Below are 16,103 nucleotides of genomic sequence, written 5' to 3'. Positions count from 1 at the left end.
GAGGCGTCAGCGCGCGCGGTAGTGGATCTCGAAGGGCATCGAGCCCGCGCCGGTCGCATCGGCGGGGCCGTGGGCGTATAGCGAGATCACGCCCGAGGCGGGCTCGGCCGCGAGGCCCAGAACTTGCCAGAGCGGCAAGCCGTGGTTGGCATCGCCGAATGCGACCGGGCTCACAGTATTGCCGGCGGATTTCAGCACGGTCGTGAGCGCGGTCGCGTCATCCTCGGTGCCGATATTCACCGTGGCAAAGCCCCAGTTCTCGACGTCGAACGCCGTGCGGCTGTCGAGGATCGCATAGGCTGGAATGTCGGCGAGGTGATACATCGAGCCGGCGTTATCGGAGGCGGCATTGTCCACCGATCCGGTCGCCACGATCGGACGGCCGGCCACCAGCTCGGGATCGGCGGGTTGGGTATTGGCGGCGTAATCGCCGACCAGGTTGGATTTGACTTTAACAACGGCCATGTCGGGCCCTCCTGTCAGATGGAATGCGTCAGCGGGGCCGGGTCATCCGGCCCGGCCGATCAGGCTTCCTTGCTCTCGATGACCACGACGCCCTTGTCCTGCGCCCGCACCACGTCGGTGTAGGAGCTGACATAGGCGTAGGGCAGGTTCTTGGCCGAGGTGTCGTTCCACATCTCGCCCTTCACCGCCTGCCATTCCGCCTCGACGATGTTCGACTTCGCCCAGACCGGGTTCAGACGGATATCGGCGGTGCCCTTTTTCAGGGGGCAGCGGTTGGTGAAGATCCAGGTGATCCCCATCAGCGTCGTCGGCTTGCCGGTCTCCAGCTGCTGGATCTGGAACGCGTTCAGATTGATCTTCGACGCGGCTGCAATGTTGAGCAGATCGGTTTTCTGCTTCGGCGTGATCGCGCAGAACAGCTCGTCCATGTTGTCCTCGAGGCCGAAGTCCGCGAGGTTCAGCATCTCGACCGCGGTGATGAGCTTTGCGAGCTCCAAGCCGGTTCCGCCGTTGTCGAGGTATTGGCTGGCCGGCAGAGGGGTGCCGGTGCCCGGCGTTTTGCCCTCACGCGCGATGCCCAGAACACCGCCCTCGGTCACCGAGAACTTGCCGTCGGTGCCTTTCGAGATGCCGAGGATTAGATCGGCGCGGCCACGGTTCACGGCCATCGTATGGGCGCGCACGTAGCTCGAGGTCGGATCGGTCGCGGTGCGGAACTTGTCTTCCTTGGTGATGTACTGCCCGGTCTCAACCGGTTCGGGCAGAACGGCCCAGCGGCGCGAGCCGGTGACCGGGTTTTCGGGGTTGCGGCGCGACTTCTCTTTGCCGCGCGAATATTCGACGGCATCGAGCAGGTCGGAAACCGACTGAGCTTCGCCCGAGGCCGGGGCCGGGGTCACTGCGCTCTGAAACGGGTTCTTGGTTTGCTGCGCGACCATCTGGACCGAGGCCGCGTATTGCAGCTTGTGGTGCTGCGTAACTTCCAGGGACATGATCCCCTCCGTGTGAAAACTGACGATGTTGTGTGAGTTCTCGGAAGGGGTGCCCGGATGCCGGACCCTGCCTCGACGATACGCTCGCCTGGGCGGCCGGCTTTCCGGCGGTCATCTGGACCCGATCTAGTGGCTCGGGGTGCCCGTCGCCCTAAATCGTCCCACGAAAGCGAAATACTTCAAGCGATAATTTCGGCGGGAAACGAAAAAAGCGCCGCGCTCAATCCGGCGCGACGCTTCTCATTTCTCGATCTGTCAGTCGATCACTTGCTGAAACTGGCCACGGCCTTCGTCAGCTGGTCGAACTTCGGGCGCAGCCGTTCAATCGTCGCACGATCGCCGGCCGCCGACGCCTTCGCCCATTCGCCGTCCGCCTTCATGAAGTCAGCCAAAGCCGCCTGCGCATCCGAGCGGCTTCCGGTCAGGCCGCTGCTTGCGCCCTTGCCCAGGCCGAGCCCGCTATCCTCGCCGATCGCCTCGGCGAAGACGTTCATGAACCGGATCGTCTGCGCGTCGCCCATGTCCTTGCTCAACCGCCCGATCACCGCCTCGAGGCTTTCCTGGTCGAGCCCGATCTTCTCGGCCGCGAAGCTTGCGACCTGCTGCGCCTTGGCCATGACCGCCGGAGCCTGCGCGCCGTACTCGCTGTGCAGATCCTCCATCATCTTGGCATTGGCCTGCTTGTAGCTTTCCTCGGCATCCGAGCTCAGCGCCGCGACCTTGCCGGCATAAAGCGCGACGAACTGATTGAGCGCGGCCGGCGGCACGCCTTGCTCGTGGGCGATCTTCTTCGCCTGGGCCTCGAGGTCGGTATCCCAGGGCGCATCCTTCGCCCAGTTCTCGGGTTTCGCGACCTCGTAGCCGTCGATCTCTTTCGGCAGGCCGAGCGCCTCGGCGTTTTTCTTGGCCCAATCGGCATAGCTTTCGCCCTCGGCGGGTTTCTCGAGGATCTTGTCGACGCCCCGACCGATATGCTTCTCGGCACTGCGGTGACCGCGCACCAGCTTCGGGATTGCCTCCTTCGGATCGTCGAGGGTCAGGCCGCGCGACTTGAGCCATTCACGATCCTCGGCGTCGAGCATCTTCTCATCTTCGAACCACTTTGCAGCCGGTGGGGCTGCGGGCGGGTCTGCCGGCGGCGGATCTTTCGGCGGGTCGCTGGGGGGCGGATCGGCCGGGGGATCATTGGGCGGCGGGTCTGCTGGGGGATCGGCCGGCGGCGCGCCGCCACCCGCAGGATCATCGGCCGGGGCCCAGGTCATACGCAGTCGCAGAAAGGACAGGAAGTTAGCGGTGGTCTTCATCGTGCTTTTCCTCCGTGAAAAGGCTGTTGAACTCGGTTTGGGTGAGGCCCATCAGGGCCAGAAGTTGCAGGGCGAGATCGCGCTTGCCCTGCTGATAGGCGAGCATTTCCGGCCCGATCGCCTCGGGCTCCGGCGCGCCGTCGATCCGCTGATGGGGCTGCATCAGCCGAAGCCCGGCGAGTTCGATCAAGTCGCCCTCGAGGCCGGGCACATCGCGGGCAGCTGCGCGCCAACGACGGCCGATCGAGATCGCGTCGCGGGGGCGGGTGAAGAGGGTCATCAAGGCTTGCATTCGCCAGCTCATGCGGAGATCTCCATGCTTGCGAGGGTGACCAGCGCTACGTCCGCGCGGCGGTTCTCTGCGGTGAGGCCCCGCGCCTGCTCGAGACGGCGGCGCAGAGCCCGCTCGACCCGGCGCCAGTCGTAGCCTGCCAGCGTGCAGACCTCGCAGAAATCGCGCGTCCCGATCCAGCTGCGCGCCTGCTTGGTGAGAAGCGCGTCCGGATTGCGGCCGAACATGTCGCGGATCGCGAGCAGCAGCACGGACACAAAGATCCGGCGACACGCCTCTGCCTCGTGGCGTGAAATCACTGCCCACCTCCTTGGGGATCGAGCATCCCCGCCTGATGCAGATCCTTCGCAACGCCAGCGCCGCTTTGGGCCGCCTGCATTGCCTGCGCCATCTGCTCCTGCTGGGCGCGCTGTTGCGCGAGCTGGTCGGCTTCGTCGCGCGAGCGGAAGGCCCGGCCCGGCGCACCACGCGCGTCGATCAGCGTCTCCAGGAGACCATCGTCGTCGATGCGGTCGAGCAACCGAGGCTTCGCCTGCGCCAGGGGCCCGATATCGGCGAGGATCCGCAGCAAGGCAGTGCCCTCGCTCGCCTTCTGCGCCGCGGCTGCCGCCGATTTGTAGGTCACCTGGAGAGCCGCGCCTTCCATCTCCGGCGGGGGCGGCGGCAGCTGGCCGGCGCGCCACAGGAGCGAGAAGCGCCGCTGCACCTTGGGCGCGAGATACTCGCCTTGCACCCGGCCTTGATAGGGGGCCCAGAGGCGCTGGCGTTCCTCGTTGATCGTCATGACCTCGGTCGCGGTCATGCCGGTGCGTCCGGCGAGGTTCATCAGCGTGTAGTGGAACGCGTCGCGGATTTCGTCGATCTTCGCCTGCTTCTCCTCGAGCGTGAGATTGATCCCGCCGCCCGTCTGCAGCACGTCGAGCATCCTGCTGCCGTTCATGCCGATCCCGCCATAGACGACATTGCCCGGACGGACGCGACCATTCAGCGGCCAATCGCCCCGATCGGGGGCGAGGATGGTCGGATCGGCGGCAAACTGTGCCGCGCGCATGGTCGCATCGTCCATCCGGTTGTGTGCGCGCGCGGCGGGCAACGCCATGTAGCCGGGCCCGGTGCCGTAGATAGCGCCACTTTCGACATCCCAACGCGGTGCATGAAAAGGCATTTCATCGTAACCGCTCTCGCGCAGCAACGTCTGCTCCATCTCGCAGGCATAGCGCGAGATCCAGCGCTTGCCCTTCACACCGAGCGCGCGCTGGCGCCAGTCATCGTTGCGCAGCACATGCTGGTAGAAGTTGATCTTCTCGACCGAGCCGTCCTCGGCCATCTTCACCAGCTTCGCGGGAAGGTTGCCCTTGAACATGGACATCGCCGCCGCCGGCTTGAGCTTGAAACGGCGCACCACTTCAACCACCCGCCCGAAGGCGTCGATCTCGTAGCAGACCTCAGCCAGCGACAGGGTGACATCGAGGATCCGGCCCTCGTCGAGCATGACCTCGTCGTAATTCGCTCCGTTCCCGAAGGCCGCGAGATCCGAGAAGACCTGCGTCGTCGCGTCGTAGAACGGGCTGACGGCGGGCCGGAAGCTGTCGAGGATGCGATCGGTCACGGCGTCGAGCCAGAGCTTGGCCGGTTTCCACGCGTTGAGATCGCGATTGTTCGTCTCGAGCCCCATCCAGCGGTTTGCCGGGTTGGTAAGCGAGCCGTAGAGGCCCGAGCTGAAGTTAACCTGGGCCGAGATCGGCGCCGAGCTGAGCGGCTTCGAGGTGCCCCGGGTCGTGTGATCGTCCGAGCTGAAGCCGCCACGCTGCGGCCGGATCAGCTCGGCGATTGCTTCCCAATCGCGCTCGTGGCGAGCGCGATCGGATTTCATCTCGTCCCAACGCCGCATCGCGGTCTGGGCGGCGGGATCCTTTTCCCGGATTGCGAAGAGCGCACTCATCAGGCTGCCCCCCCCATCGTCGTCGAGGCGGGGATCCCCGTCTGGCTGGTGAGCACGTTCGCCGCGGCCCCGGCGCGTAGCCGGCGCAGGCGGGCCTCGATGTCGGCCTGCTGGTTCGCCTCGGTGTTGTCCATGGCCGCAACCCTTTGCGCGGGGATACGGGGCTTACTTCCAAAACCACACATGTCTATGTCCTTTCGCTGGTTTTCAGGTCAGGCGCTTCAGGGGCGGGCGTGTTGTAGGGGGCGACCCAGGCGAACTGGTGGAACGCGTGATCGCCCAACGGGCCGAAGCCCGGCATCGTGGCTTCCAGGTGAAACCCGCAAGCCACCAGGAGACGCGCGCCGCTCGGGTGCTGGACCCAGCTGCGCGTCTCGATCCGGTGCACGCCGAACTCCTCGGCGAAGACCGGCATTTCTTTGCGGATCCGCAGAGCGGCCTCGGCGAGCGGCCTACGGAATTTCGTGTGATCGCGCGCCAGCAGCGCCGCCTGCGCGACCCCTGCCTGCCCGGTATGGGAGAGGCCGAGGACCGCGAATGGCGTGCCCACGTCGGTCAGGAGCACCGTGCTGATCAGGCGCGCCGCGTTGGCTGCGCGCCAATCGGCGAAGATGGCCAACGGGGGCTCATGACCGCCGCGCACGACTTCCGCCTCGAGCTGATCCATCGGATCGAGCCGGGAGAGAACCGCGTGCGCGGCGAAGTCTTCGTATGGCCGCACTTGGATCACAGGACCTCCGGCGGCAGGCAGGTACCGAGCATCATTCGCCAGCGGCCCGAAAGGTTCATGACGAGCTGGCGCTCGGCCGCCTCTTGCTGGCGCCGGCGCTCCTGCTCTCGCAGCTTGTCGAGATGCGCGGTGGCAGCTGCGGCGCTGACCGGCAGCGCCTGATACTGCCCGGTAACCGGGTTGTAGAACCCACTCATGCGGCACCGCCTTTTAGGACACGCCGAGCCGCATTGGCCCAGTTCGTCAGCGCACCGTGCTTGCCAGCCGTGCTAACGGCAGAGAGCCCTGCCATGCGGCAGCCGGTGTTGCCCTGGGCGCGATTGCTGAACTTCATCCCCTCCTCGGCCTCGAGGCGGGCGACGAGATCGAGGAAATGCGTGCGGTGCAGCGCCTCGATGTCATCGGCGAGGCGGCGCAGGCGGTCGAGATCGAGGGCGGTTTTTTTCTTGGTCGCCATGGATCAGCCCTCCGCCGGTGCAGGCTTGGTTTGCGCCTTGACCGCCCACATCGCGCCTTCCTCGATCGCGGACTGGGCCAGCGCCTTGAGACGTCCGGCCTCGTTGCCCTGCGCGGTCTCGCGATCGCTGGGGATCTGCTCGACCAGATCGATCAACTCGGCCGCGAGGCCTTTGATCCGATCGACAGCCGTGTCGCTCGAGGGGTTGAAGGAAATACCGACGCGGTATTGGCCTTTGCTCTGCATGTTCACTCTCCGTAGGGATCGAGCACGTCGTGCCCGGTTTGCAGGCCGTCACGATCCCCGGACAGGGACGGCCCTCCATTGTGGCCGATCAGGCCGCGATCTTCCGGGGTATTGGGTTCGGTGGTGCCGTCGCCGCGCACGCGGCTCAGAAGCAGGTATTGCAGGGCGTCCATCACGTTCGCCTCGGTCAGCGCCTTGTTGGGCACTTTCACCTTGTCGCCCTTCTGGTTGACCTCGAATGCCCAGACGTAGCGGGCCTCGAAACCGGCGATCAGCAGCTTGCAGCTCGGATCGATGAGAAGGCCGACGCGACCGGCCGAGGTCGGCGCTTCGAGCGCGGCGCGCACTGCCTCGAGGCGCGGCGTGATGCGGTTGGTGCCGATCCGTTGCGGGCGGATGCGGAAGCCAGCGGCGCGGCTGACAAGGCGGTTCCAGGTTGCGTTCTCGTCGGCGGCTTGGCTCGCGCCATGCTCGCCCGCCATGTCGCCCCAGCCGCCCTCGACGCGCATCGTGCGGAAGCGTGTCTCCAGCAGCTCGGCCAGTCGCGTCCCGAAGGTGCGCGCCATCAGGCGCTCGTCGGGATAGTGCAGCTCCGCGAGGATCTGCCAGAAGACGCGCTGGTTGCGGCCCGTGCCTTCGGTGATCACCTGGCCGATGACGGCTGCGCCCTTGAAGCCCTGGTCGAGGCCGACGCGCAGCGGCACGCCCGGCCATGGCGTCAGCGGCACGTCCGAGACGTGGACGCGGCGGCTGAACTCGCGCTGGAAGACCGGCTCGCCCGCCTTGGTGTGGACGATCTTGTTGTAGACGAGGCGGTCGATCTGATCGCCGCGCCCCATCAGCTTCATCGTCGCGATTTGCTTCTGGTAGTAGGTCGGGCCGAGGTTCTGCAGGTTCTCCGCACCCTCTTCGCCATAGCCGGGCTGACGGTAGAAGCTGATCTGGATTGCCGTCGCCCCCTCTGGCAGCTCGGCATTCATCAGGTCCATCAGCTCGGCGCGCTTCTTCTCGTCGTGGAAGAGACCCACCGCCCAGTTATCCGGCTCCGGCGCGTTGAAGTCGCCGACCATCTGGCCGTAATCGCGCAGCTCGTCGGAATAGCCCCGGAAATGCGCCTGCCCGGGGTAGCGCCCGATCCGGGTGATGCCGTTGACAATCACGTCGACGGGGTTCGTGTCCATCTCGTGCAGCCACATGTCGGTGGTCTGCAACCCGCGCATCGACCCTTGGATATCGTCCCCAAAGGCCATGAACTCGACAGTGAAGAAGATCTCGTTCGACCACTCGCCATCGTGACCGGGCGGCGGCGGATCGTCGAGGCCATCATCGAAGATCATCACAAAGCTGACCGGGCCCCCGCGACCGCCAGACCAGTCGCCGAGGTGCTTGGGGTAGACCTTCAGGAAGTCGGGAATTGTGGTCGACCAGAGCTGCCGATAGGTCGCGCGGACGATCGTGAGCTTGTAATGGCGGCGGCCGTCGATCACCGAGCGCGGCATGCACATGGCCCGGCGCAGGCGCGACTTCAGCATCGTCGTCGTCTTGCCGGAACCGACCGGGCCCTGGATGCCAACGACCGCGCCATCGTCCCAATAGGCGGCCTCCGCGATCGGTCCCGGGAATTCTTCCGGCGCATCGAGATCGAGCTTGTCAGCCCCATCCTCGATCTCTAGCATCGAGATCGCCTGTTTCGCGTCCATCTCGATCACATCGGAAATGTTCGCGTCTCCCCAGACCCCCTTGCCGGTTTCTTCCGGTTGAGAGGCGTTGCCCCCCTGACCCCCGATCGCTGCTCCGAAATTCGCGCTCATGCCCGGACCTCGTTTGCCTCGAAAATGGGAAGTGGCCTCACTGCGAGGGGCAGAGAGGATCGCGCGCGGAGGCCCCCCCGGGGGTCGAGCGCGCGCGCGGGCGCGCCGGCCGCGAAGGCAGGGGGGGTGGTCGAGCGGCGCACCAGGGCGAGGGCGCGCAGGGGGCGCGACTGATTTTTGATCAGTGACGCGAAGGCGAATTTGCGCTGCGATTTCATGCGGTTAGTCATTCCGTCCGATCCTCTCCGTCCGACGATCCGTTGCCCGGTTTCGTAACCTGTTGTTTTCGCTGCATTTCATGCGGCATCGGCGGCGGGCCGATCCGACGCGGTTTCGCGGTGATGTCGCGGGCGTCATCGCCACCGCGACGCGGAGCCTGCGACGGCGCGGGCACGTTGATCTGGGTGACGTTCTGGGTCAGCGCGATGTCGGGCGTTGCCTTGGCGGCCGTGTAGGGCATCACCGCCTCGAGGGCGCGCAGGATGATCGTGTACTGCTGGGCGAACACATCGAGGCGCATGGCGCTGGTGGGCTTCGGCGCGGCCTTCGCAGGCACGTGCGCGCCATCGAACGCCCAGTCGAGGATCCGCTCGGCGCGCGACATCGCCAGCGTGATCGCATCATCGCGGCTGCGCAGGCCCGCGATCTCGGTCAGCACATCCTCGGGCATCCGCAGGCCCTGGGCGGCCAGCCAGTCGCGCAGCTGGGTCGAGGCCTTGTTCTTCGCGCCCTTCGGACGGCCAGCGCCGCCCTCGGCCTCGGCCTCGGGCTGCTCGTCGGGCAGGAAGGTCAGCTGCTCGCCGATCTCGCGCTGGCGCTCGATCCGGTCGGCCATCTCCCGCGCCTCACGCTCCCACTGGTTGTTGGGCTTAGGCATAAAAACCCCCTTTTCCGGGGTGTTGTGGGGAAAAGCCTTGAGATTTCAGCGCCTTGCGGCAAGCCACAACGGTTGAGATTTTGAGCGTTGTGGGCTTTGTTGTGGCTAAGTTTCTGTTTTCTCTCTCTTTTCTTCTATCCACAACGGTACAACGGAGAAGAGAGAGAGAGTTAACACACGGGTGCGCACGCGCGCGCACATACGAGAGGGAAGGCAATTTTGCCGTTGTGGCGTTGTGACCACATACTAACCCATTGGTTTCGCTGATTTTTTGCCCACAACGCGGCCCACAACGCTTGGATTTTGAACCGTTGTGGCGTTGTGGCCCTGACCCATGCCCGCAGGACCGCCGCGTATGCGAATAATGGCATGCCAAGGGGGTGTGGGGAAAGCAGAAAGAAACCTGCAGTTTCAATTGCCTAGAGATCACGTGGGGCATTTCAAAAACCATCCTCGTATTCTTGAGACATCGGCGGCGCAGCCGCGCTTGATTGGGTCGGGGCGCTGTCCATCGGGAAGGAGAGGAAGCCGCCGATCGATTTGAGCGGCACGTAGACGCCGCGTGTGCGCTGCCCGGCGAGTGTGAGAGGGCTGGAGACCGGCTGAGCACCCGGCACTCGCTTCGCCGACTGCGCCCATTCGCCGTTCGCCCAGTGCGACTTCTCGAAGAGCTTGCGCAGCCCTGGCAGGCGCGCGTTGGCAATGAAGAGCGCAGCGTCTGCTTCCTTGCCCCGTACTCTCAGACCAACCTTCGCGAGCTTCTCATTGGCGCGCTTTGCGGCCTCCTCGCGAATGGTGTTGTCGATCTTGCCTCCGACATCTTCACCGCCGGCCACAAGCGCTTGGGGCGCAGCTGGCATTTGCGCGGCCACCATGATCCAGTGCGCGACGTTCCAGAGCTCGCCGCGCCGGAACACGTCAAAGGGCTGACCGATCAGCCATTGCAGCATGTCTTCGGCGTCGGAGCCGATCTCTTCGGTTTCGGTCTGGGCAAAGACAGCTAGCTTCTCGGCCCAGCCTTTCCGCATGTCCTCCGAGGGCATTTCCTCGTTCAGCGCCATGTCGGCCATTGCGATGGTCGTGGCGTAGTTGTCGCCGTTGCGGCCGGAGAGGCCCGCTTTTGCCAACGCTGCGCGCCATAGCTCGAGGCGCTCGGGCCATGTCTTCCATCGGCTGATCAGGGTCCATTTCAGCTGCCTGCCTGTTTCCTTCCACGCCTTGGGGTCCAAATTCAGCTTGGTTGCCTTGGCATCGAGCGGACGCAGGTGCAGAGTGATGAGGCGTGAGCGGTCCTGCGGCTTCATCGAGCCGGGAATGAGGATCGAGGAGAACAGGAAAGCGGAGTAGACGTTGCCGCTCGCGCCTTTCTGATCGCTCGAGCCACGCATCCACTGACCGCCTGATGACGCAACGCGGGCCAGCTCGATGATCGCGCGCTCTTTGCCAGATCCTTCGTCGCCAGGTTCAAGTTCGTCGAGCGCAACCGGCAGGGACGAGTGGCCCAGCCGAGAGGTGATCCCGCTCTTCGTCGCGTCCGTGGATTGAACGAGACCGTGGTCGCCGCCCATCAGGTACTTGATCAGATCCTGGAACGCTGACTTGCCATAGGCCTTGTCGCCAGTCAGCCAGTAGGCCGGACGCCAATCCATGGCGCCGCAGAGCATCAGAACGCCCGTCATGCCGAGCGCGATCATTGGCGTGGTGTCTTGCCACTCCCAACTCCAGGTCTCGAACTGCTTCAGGGCCTTCGTAGCAGGATCTGTCTTTGCACCAGGCTTCTCGGGCGCAGGGATGGGAGGATAAGCTGGGTAGATCTTGCCGTCTAAGTCCTGCGGATCTTTGTCCCCTTCGTCGGTGATCAACTTCTGTCCGCAATGGTAGATCAGCTTGCCGTCGTCATCCTTCCACGCGCCGACGCCGCGCACCGCGCCGTCTGGATTGAACAGGCCCTTCTCTGAACAGGCGCTGATCATCGTCATTGCGGCTGAGGTCTGGTCGAACCGATCGCGCTTGCGGCTGCCCTCCTTGTCGTATTGCGGGAATTTCTGACAGAGCAGCTCGATCCGATCGCCAAAGAGATGCAGAATGACCTGCGCCTCGTGCTTCTTCACGGCGCGCAGCTGTCCGTGACGGTCAAGATAATAGCTCATCTCGCCGTTGACGCCGAGCGGGCGAACCGGGCAGTCCTGCCAGATCGCGCCGCGCGGCCGGCCGGAGCTCGTCTTATCGCCGCCATCATCGGACGTCTGCTTCTTGTTGGAGGCAGCGGCCTTCTTCTCGGCCTTGGCTTTCGCTTCGGGGTCCGGCTCGGCTTTGATCGGCGCGTTTTCCAGCTGTTTGCGCAGGTCGGCATAGTCGGCGCTGTTTTCGGACGTGTCAGTCAAAACGGCACCTCACCGCGGATGCTACCCTCTTCGCCATTGAGCACCGCCAAGGCCAAATCGAGGCCGCCGATAAAATCGTCGCTGATAGAACCGTCGCCTCTCTCGTTTTGGTCGGCTGCACCGGGCCGATTGAGATCACGCAGCATCTCGAGGGTCTTCCGTATCCGCACTAGTGCCGCCAGCGATGAAATTGTGTCCGCTGCGGCGAGACCAGACGCCAGAGACCAAGTTTCAATGTCGCTGATCAGCGCTGCGCGTGCCGCCTCGACGCTCTCTGCACGGTTCCAAAAGAACGGTTGCATGCCATCCGTGGGGAGCGCGGAATACCAGGCGCCGCGCTTGCCTTCGGCATGCACGCCGCCGACAACTACGGAACCAAGATAGGCGTTCTCAACTGGCGATCCGGGGTAGGAGGGACGAAAGCTGATCATGACGCCACCTTCGGATCAAGTTCGTCGGCAAGGCTTACCAGCTCGTCGATCAGCCCCTCGATCGAGCGCGTATCCGGTCCCTTCTGAAAGGCCCCGAATGGAAACGGCCGACGCGAATACTCGAACTGCGCGATGGTCATCTCGAGCTCGTAGCGCAGTTGGCTGATCCTACCGCGCAGAACGTTGGCCGCGTCTCTGCGCGCCCGGTTGATCGGATCCGCCTCTGCCGCGATCGCAGCCTCGGGGAACCCGACATTGGCGAGGTAGCCATGCGGCTCCTCGCAATCCAGCATCTCGAGGATCCAGCGCGCGCCGGCGCATACCCGCTCAGTGAGGCGGTTCACCCAATTCTTCATGCTCTGCCCCTTCTTTCTGTTCCGCGCGCCGCTTGATCAGCGCGTCGTTAAGATCCTTGCCGCCATCGCCGTTGAGCCAGACGCGCACCTGGCGGCCAGCATCGGCATGCGCACGCACCGCGCGGCCGAGGGCCTCACGTGCCTGCGGGCCTTCATCGCGATCAGCCACCAGCGTCACCGAGGCGATCGCTGGAGGCAGCTCGACCGCCGCGAGATTGGAAAGACTGATCGTCGAGAGGATCCGCGCCTCGGGCAGCACCACCGCGCAGCTCAAGGCGTCCTCGATCCCTTCGGTCAGAAACACATGGCTGCCGGGATCCGCCTCGGAGAGGCGCTTTCCCTTGCCGCCGCGCGGGCCCAGCCCGCGCCAGATGTGGATCGAGGCTCCCTTGTAATCGCCCAGGACCTTCTTGGCCTCCGGCAGCTGTGCCTTGCCCCACCGGCCGCGATCGTCGAGGCCCAGATAGGTGCGGTGGCAGGCGACCCCGTCGCCCTTGAGATTGCAGGCCAGCGAGAGCATCGCCGGGAACTCGCCCTCGATGATCTCGCCGGTCTCCGGATCGACGTGCTTGTAGTAGCAGGCCGGATGAAACCGCAGCGCACGGGGCTGGAAGCCCAGGCGCTCGAGGTCGATCCCACGCGCATCGCGCAGGTAATGCTCGACGGGGGTGTTCTTGATCTTCTCGCGCGCCGACAGCCAGAGCGCGAAGGCCTGCTTGCGCCGCTTCGCGCGCTTGGCCGCTTCATCCCGCCGCGCCTCTGCCTGCCGTTGCCGCGCCCGCTCGGCCGCGGCCTTGCGACGCGCGATATCCTCGGGACTATCCGCCTGTAGACCAAGGAAGCTCCGGGCTTCGCGGAAGGCGGATTTCAGGTCGCAGCCCAGGGAAAGCGCAATCAGATCCAGCAGGTCGCCATGAGATTGGTGGCTGGGACCATATTCGTTCCAGCGGCCCGCCTTTGGCCCGGAGATCCATACGACGAAGCTTCCAACGCGACGATCGATCCGCCCCGGGTTTAAGGTCCAGTAACCGCCACGATCGATATAGGAACCTTGAGCCCAGGGCGCATAATACCGCGCCACGTCCTCGACGCGATCGAGCAGCATGCCCTTCACGTCCTCGACGGTGTATGTCTGGCGCGCCGCGTTCATGGGTCAGGCCTCGCGCTCGTAGCGTGCGCGCAGCACCTGCATCAGCTTGCGCTGGTGCTCCATGCTCTCGAACTTCCCGCCGGGAACGAGGGCGCGGAACCGCGCCATGATCTCGCCCACCTCGACGCCCAGCTGATCGGCCATCAGCGCCTTGTCGATGCCTTTGGCGAGGCCCTCGATCAGCACGATGTCGCGGCCGGTGGTCCAGCCGCCCTTCTGTCCGATGGCATCCAGATGCGCCTCGATCGAGCGGTCGGTCGTCGGGATAGGAGCATGTTCAGCGGGCTCCGAGGTGCCCGCAACCACCTCGGCACTGCCGGCCGGCTCTTCTCTCCGGTCCGGATTGGGGCCTTGATCCTGCGTCACCGCTAAGGTCGGTTTCGGCACAGGCTCTGCGGGCCCGTCGGTATTCTGTTCTGGCTCGTCGACGGCGCTCGGCAGCTTGGACATGTAGATTGCGACCGTCTGCAAGCGGCGGTTCAGATCGGCCGCTACATCTGCTGCGGGTCGACCCTTCAGTCTTGCCGAGGCCATCACGGCCTTTTCGTGATCGCTGAGCGGCCCCATCACCACCTCGCCCGACGGGGCGGAGGTGGCAGCCTCCGCCCCGGCCTCCGGCGCAGCACTTCCTGCCACCGCGCCGTTATCTACCGAAGAGGTCGGCTCGGGCGGGAGATCCTCCGCCTCGCTCTCCGGCGCGGGTTGCTCAGCCAAGGGGGAGGGCTGAGGGTCGATCGAGGGCGCGCAACGCCCCACGAGCACTTGGCGAAACTCCTGCGCGATCTCCTGGTGACGCAGCGGGTCCAGAACGCAGGTCACGGCCGGTGTTCCGATCGGAGATCCGACCGGAACCGGGAAATGCCTTGCAGCCTGCAGCATCTGGTGATCTGCAGCCCATTTCAGAACGGCGCGAACGGCAGGCGGCACGCTGAATTCGGAAAGATTACCTTCGTCGATCAGTCTGGCTTCGAGATCGAACAGCGTCGCGAGGTCAATCGAGGCCCCGTTATAGTCATCATAGGTCTTCCGGGCGTCATCCATTACGCACCTCCCTTTCTGCGGCTTGAAGAACCTCCCAGGCGCGGGCGAGCCGGTCGGCGTGCCAGCGCTGCAGCAGCAGCTGCGCATCCCACATCGCCCGCGCATGCTCGGCCCCCTTGCGGGAGGCGAGCGCGGCGAGGATTGCTTCGCCCGCATCGGCGAACTCGCTCACGATCGGCAGCGTCCGGTTCGCCAGGGGCAGCACGTCGCGCAGGATCGAAGAGATGGATTTCACATGGTGCTCGCCGCCCGAGACGTTGTTGGCGAGCCAGCCGACGCAGTGCATCAGCGTGTGATCAGCGGAGGAGAGGCGCGGAGCATTCACCATGACGCCACCCAGATCCGGATCAGATGCACCGCGGTCGAAACCGGCGCGTCGATCAGGTTCAGCACGCTGAGCCAGAGCGCCGCGAACCAGATCCAGCGCGAGAATGCGGTCATGCTCTCGGCCGGCTCAACGAAGACATGACGGACAGACCCCGCGCGGCCACGATCGATCTCGCGGGCCAGCTTGATCTTCTCTTCCGGTGTCAGACACACAGCGACAACGCTGGTGCCGCGCGCCGATGACAATCGCAGCATGTCCGGCAGCTCGTTGAGGCCTTTGCCTGGATATTCGATTACTGGATCAACCATGGATGTCGGCCCTCCCGGCATCGGGCGCATCGGGGCGCGCGGCGATCTCGACTGCGCGGGTCAGCTCTTGGCCAAGCTCCGCCACCCGATCGGGGCGGCGCATGTTGATCTCGTAAGCGGTCTTGAAGCGGCTGATCTCGGCGCGCAGCGGATCTGTGTCCTCGAGGTGATGCTCGGCCTGATACCAAAGTGCATCGACGGCGGACGGCTCGAGCCGCCCGGCCTTCGCGGCCATGGCGACAGAAAACGCCCCCATGCGTACCTTCATCGCATCACTGCCCATCGCGACCTCCCGCGAAAAGGCGGGCGAGGCCGAAACCTCGCCCGAAGTCAGGACAGGGAGCAGTGACGGCGCGCATGACCCCGCGCGCCACAGGGAACTGGTTGGGGCGGCAGGCACACACTGCCCGGCCCACCGCCCCGCCCTGCGCTCGCATCGCCTGTTTCGCTTGCGCAGGGATCTGGATGCGATGCGGCCGACCCGAGGGAAAGCGGGTGGACAAGGCCGCATCGCTGATCGGCGCCGGGATGGAGAAGAGCGCCGATGTTTCATGGAGGCGGAGCGGCGCACGCCGGGTGAGGCCCGCGCACCGCTCCGCCGACGCGGCCGGGAGGAACTGCCAAGAAAAACCCGCCCGCATCATTCCGCAGCCTCCCGCGCCGTGTCGCGGCGCAGCAGGATCTCGTCCACCTCGGCGCGCGGCGCGCCCCAGATCAGATGATCGGCCGTCAGCCCAAGCCCGCGAGCGGCGGAATAGGCGAGGATCCGGCGCATCACGCGAGCGCCAGGCACGTCGCCCGCATCGCGGATCGCGCTCGCCCGGCGCCAGGGAAACACCGTGGTGCGGTGAACCCCGGCCGCCTTGGCCACGCGGTCGACCCCGCCGAGCAGGGCCTCGCATACTTGGACTGGTGTGAGGTGTGCAGTCATAACACTAGATGGTGTAATCGCAAAAAGTGCGACGCGCAATCAAGAATTTGCGATTTAG

General features: G+C 65.1%; 22 protein-coding genes. All 22 read right to left on the bottom strand.

Features of this window, described 5'->3' with window-relative positions; translation table 11 throughout:
• Positions 1-6 precede the first annotated feature (6 nt).
• Positions 7-465, bottom strand: a complete 459-nt coding sequence (locus tag DEM26_RS09025; RefSeq protein ID WP_075775288.1) for a hypothetical protein — start codon at positions 463-465, stop codon at positions 7-9.
• A gap of 59 nt (positions 466-524) precedes the next feature.
• Entirely contained in the window at positions 525-1,457 is a 933-nt protein-coding gene (locus DEM26_RS09020) for a phage capsid protein (RefSeq protein ID WP_109172221.1), read from the bottom strand.
• A gap of 263 nt (positions 1,458-1,720) precedes the next feature.
• On the bottom strand, positions 1,721-2,761 hold the full coding sequence (locus tag DEM26_RS09015; RefSeq protein ID WP_109172220.1) for a hypothetical protein: 1,041 nt from the start codon (positions 2,759-2,761) through the stop codon (positions 1,721-1,723).
• Positions 2,745-3,065, bottom strand: coding sequence for a hypothetical protein (locus DEM26_RS09010; RefSeq protein WP_075775291.1), 321 nt, complete (start codon positions 3,063-3,065; stop codon positions 2,745-2,747). The genes DEM26_RS09015 and DEM26_RS09010 overlap by 17 nt, the downstream gene beginning before the upstream one ends.
• Entirely contained in the window at positions 3,062-3,352 is a 291-nt protein-coding gene (locus DEM26_RS09005; protein WP_075775292.1) for a hypothetical protein, read from the bottom strand. The genes DEM26_RS09010 and DEM26_RS09005 overlap by 4 nt, the downstream gene beginning before the upstream one ends.
• Positions 3,349-4,995 (bottom strand): portal protein, encoded by a 1,647-nt coding sequence (locus DEM26_RS09000; protein WP_109172219.1) that lies wholly within the window; start codon positions 4,993-4,995, stop codon positions 3,349-3,351. The genes DEM26_RS09005 and DEM26_RS09000 overlap by 4 nt, the downstream gene beginning before the upstream one ends.
• Positions 4,995-5,129 (bottom strand): hypothetical protein, encoded by a 135-nt coding sequence (locus DEM26_RS20815; protein WP_255415024.1) that lies wholly within the window; start codon positions 5,127-5,129, stop codon positions 4,995-4,997. Before DEM26_RS20815 ends, DEM26_RS09000 begins: the two co-directional genes overlap by 1 nt.
• A 53-nt stretch (positions 5,130-5,182) precedes the next feature.
• Positions 5,183-5,725 (bottom strand): hypothetical protein, encoded by a 543-nt coding sequence (locus DEM26_RS08990; protein WP_109172217.1) that lies wholly within the window; start codon positions 5,723-5,725, stop codon positions 5,183-5,185.
• Complete coding sequence (locus tag DEM26_RS08985; protein ID WP_109172216.1) at positions 5,722-5,922, bottom strand: hypothetical protein; 201 nt, start codon at positions 5,920-5,922, stop codon at positions 5,722-5,724. The genes DEM26_RS08990 and DEM26_RS08985 overlap by 4 nt, the downstream gene beginning before the upstream one ends.
• The gene (locus DEM26_RS08980) at positions 5,919-6,182 is read right to left on the bottom strand and encodes a hypothetical protein (RefSeq protein ID WP_109172215.1); all 264 of its coding nucleotides are present in this window, start codon (positions 6,180-6,182) and stop codon (positions 5,919-5,921) included. Before DEM26_RS08980 ends, DEM26_RS08985 begins: the two co-directional genes overlap by 4 nt.
• A 3-nt stretch (positions 6,183-6,185) precedes the next feature.
• Complete coding sequence (locus tag DEM26_RS08975) at positions 6,186-6,428, bottom strand: Acb2/Tad1 domain-containing protein (protein ID WP_109172214.1); 243 nt, start codon at positions 6,426-6,428, stop codon at positions 6,186-6,188.
• 2 nt (positions 6,429-6,430) lie between these two features.
• Entirely contained in the window at positions 6,431-8,239 is a 1,809-nt protein-coding gene (locus DEM26_RS08970; protein ID WP_109172213.1) for a hypothetical protein, read from the bottom strand.
• A 226-nt stretch (positions 8,240-8,465) separates the two neighbouring features.
• Positions 8,466-9,116, bottom strand: a complete 651-nt coding sequence (locus DEM26_RS08960) for a hypothetical protein (protein ID WP_146194448.1) — start codon at positions 9,114-9,116, stop codon at positions 8,466-8,468.
• A gap of 440 nt (positions 9,117-9,556) precedes the next feature.
• Positions 9,557-11,500, bottom strand: a complete 1,944-nt coding sequence (locus tag DEM26_RS08955) for a hypothetical protein (protein ID WP_109172210.1) — start codon at positions 11,498-11,500, stop codon at positions 9,557-9,559.
• Entirely contained in the window at positions 11,497-11,931 is a 435-nt protein-coding gene (locus DEM26_RS08950; protein ID WP_109172209.1) for a hypothetical protein, read from the bottom strand. The genes DEM26_RS08955 and DEM26_RS08950 overlap by 4 nt, the downstream gene beginning before the upstream one ends.
• On the bottom strand, positions 11,928-12,287 hold the full coding sequence (locus DEM26_RS08945; RefSeq protein ID WP_109172208.1) for a hypothetical protein: 360 nt from the start codon (positions 12,285-12,287) through the stop codon (positions 11,928-11,930). Before DEM26_RS08945 ends, DEM26_RS08950 begins: the two co-directional genes overlap by 4 nt.
• On the bottom strand, positions 12,259-13,437 hold the full coding sequence (locus tag DEM26_RS08940) for a DUF7146 domain-containing protein (protein WP_109172207.1): 1,179 nt from the start codon (positions 13,435-13,437) through the stop codon (positions 12,259-12,261). Before DEM26_RS08940 ends, DEM26_RS08945 begins: the two co-directional genes overlap by 29 nt.
• A 3-nt stretch (positions 13,438-13,440) precedes the next feature.
• Positions 13,441-14,478: a hypothetical protein gene (locus DEM26_RS08935; protein ID WP_109172206.1), complete on the bottom strand. Its 1,038-nt coding sequence runs from the start codon at positions 14,476-14,478 to the stop codon at positions 13,441-13,443.
• Positions 14,471-14,806 (bottom strand): hypothetical protein, encoded by a 336-nt coding sequence (locus DEM26_RS20370; RefSeq protein ID WP_158275104.1) that lies wholly within the window; start codon positions 14,804-14,806, stop codon positions 14,471-14,473. Before DEM26_RS20370 ends, DEM26_RS08935 begins: the two co-directional genes overlap by 8 nt.
• The gene (locus tag DEM26_RS08930; protein ID WP_109172205.1) at positions 14,800-15,114 is read right to left on the bottom strand and encodes a hypothetical protein; all 315 of its coding nucleotides are present in this window, start codon (positions 15,112-15,114) and stop codon (positions 14,800-14,802) included. Before DEM26_RS08930 ends, DEM26_RS20370 begins: the two co-directional genes overlap by 7 nt.
• Entirely contained in the window at positions 15,107-15,397 is a 291-nt protein-coding gene (locus tag DEM26_RS08925) for a hypothetical protein (protein WP_109172204.1), read from the bottom strand. The genes DEM26_RS08930 and DEM26_RS08925 overlap by 8 nt, the downstream gene beginning before the upstream one ends.
• A gap of 357 nt (positions 15,398-15,754) precedes the next feature.
• The gene (locus tag DEM26_RS08915) at positions 15,755-16,045 is read right to left on the bottom strand and encodes a hypothetical protein (RefSeq protein WP_146194447.1); all 291 of its coding nucleotides are present in this window, start codon (positions 16,043-16,045) and stop codon (positions 15,755-15,757) included.
• Positions 16,046-16,103: the final 58 nt, after the last annotated feature.

This window comes from Thioclava sp. NG1 (assembly GCF_003122275.1).
Taxonomy (GTDB): Bacteria; Pseudomonadota; Alphaproteobacteria; order Rhodobacterales; family Rhodobacteraceae; genus Thioclava; species Thioclava nitratireducens.
This window is presented reverse-complemented; position numbering and strand designations above follow the sequence as displayed.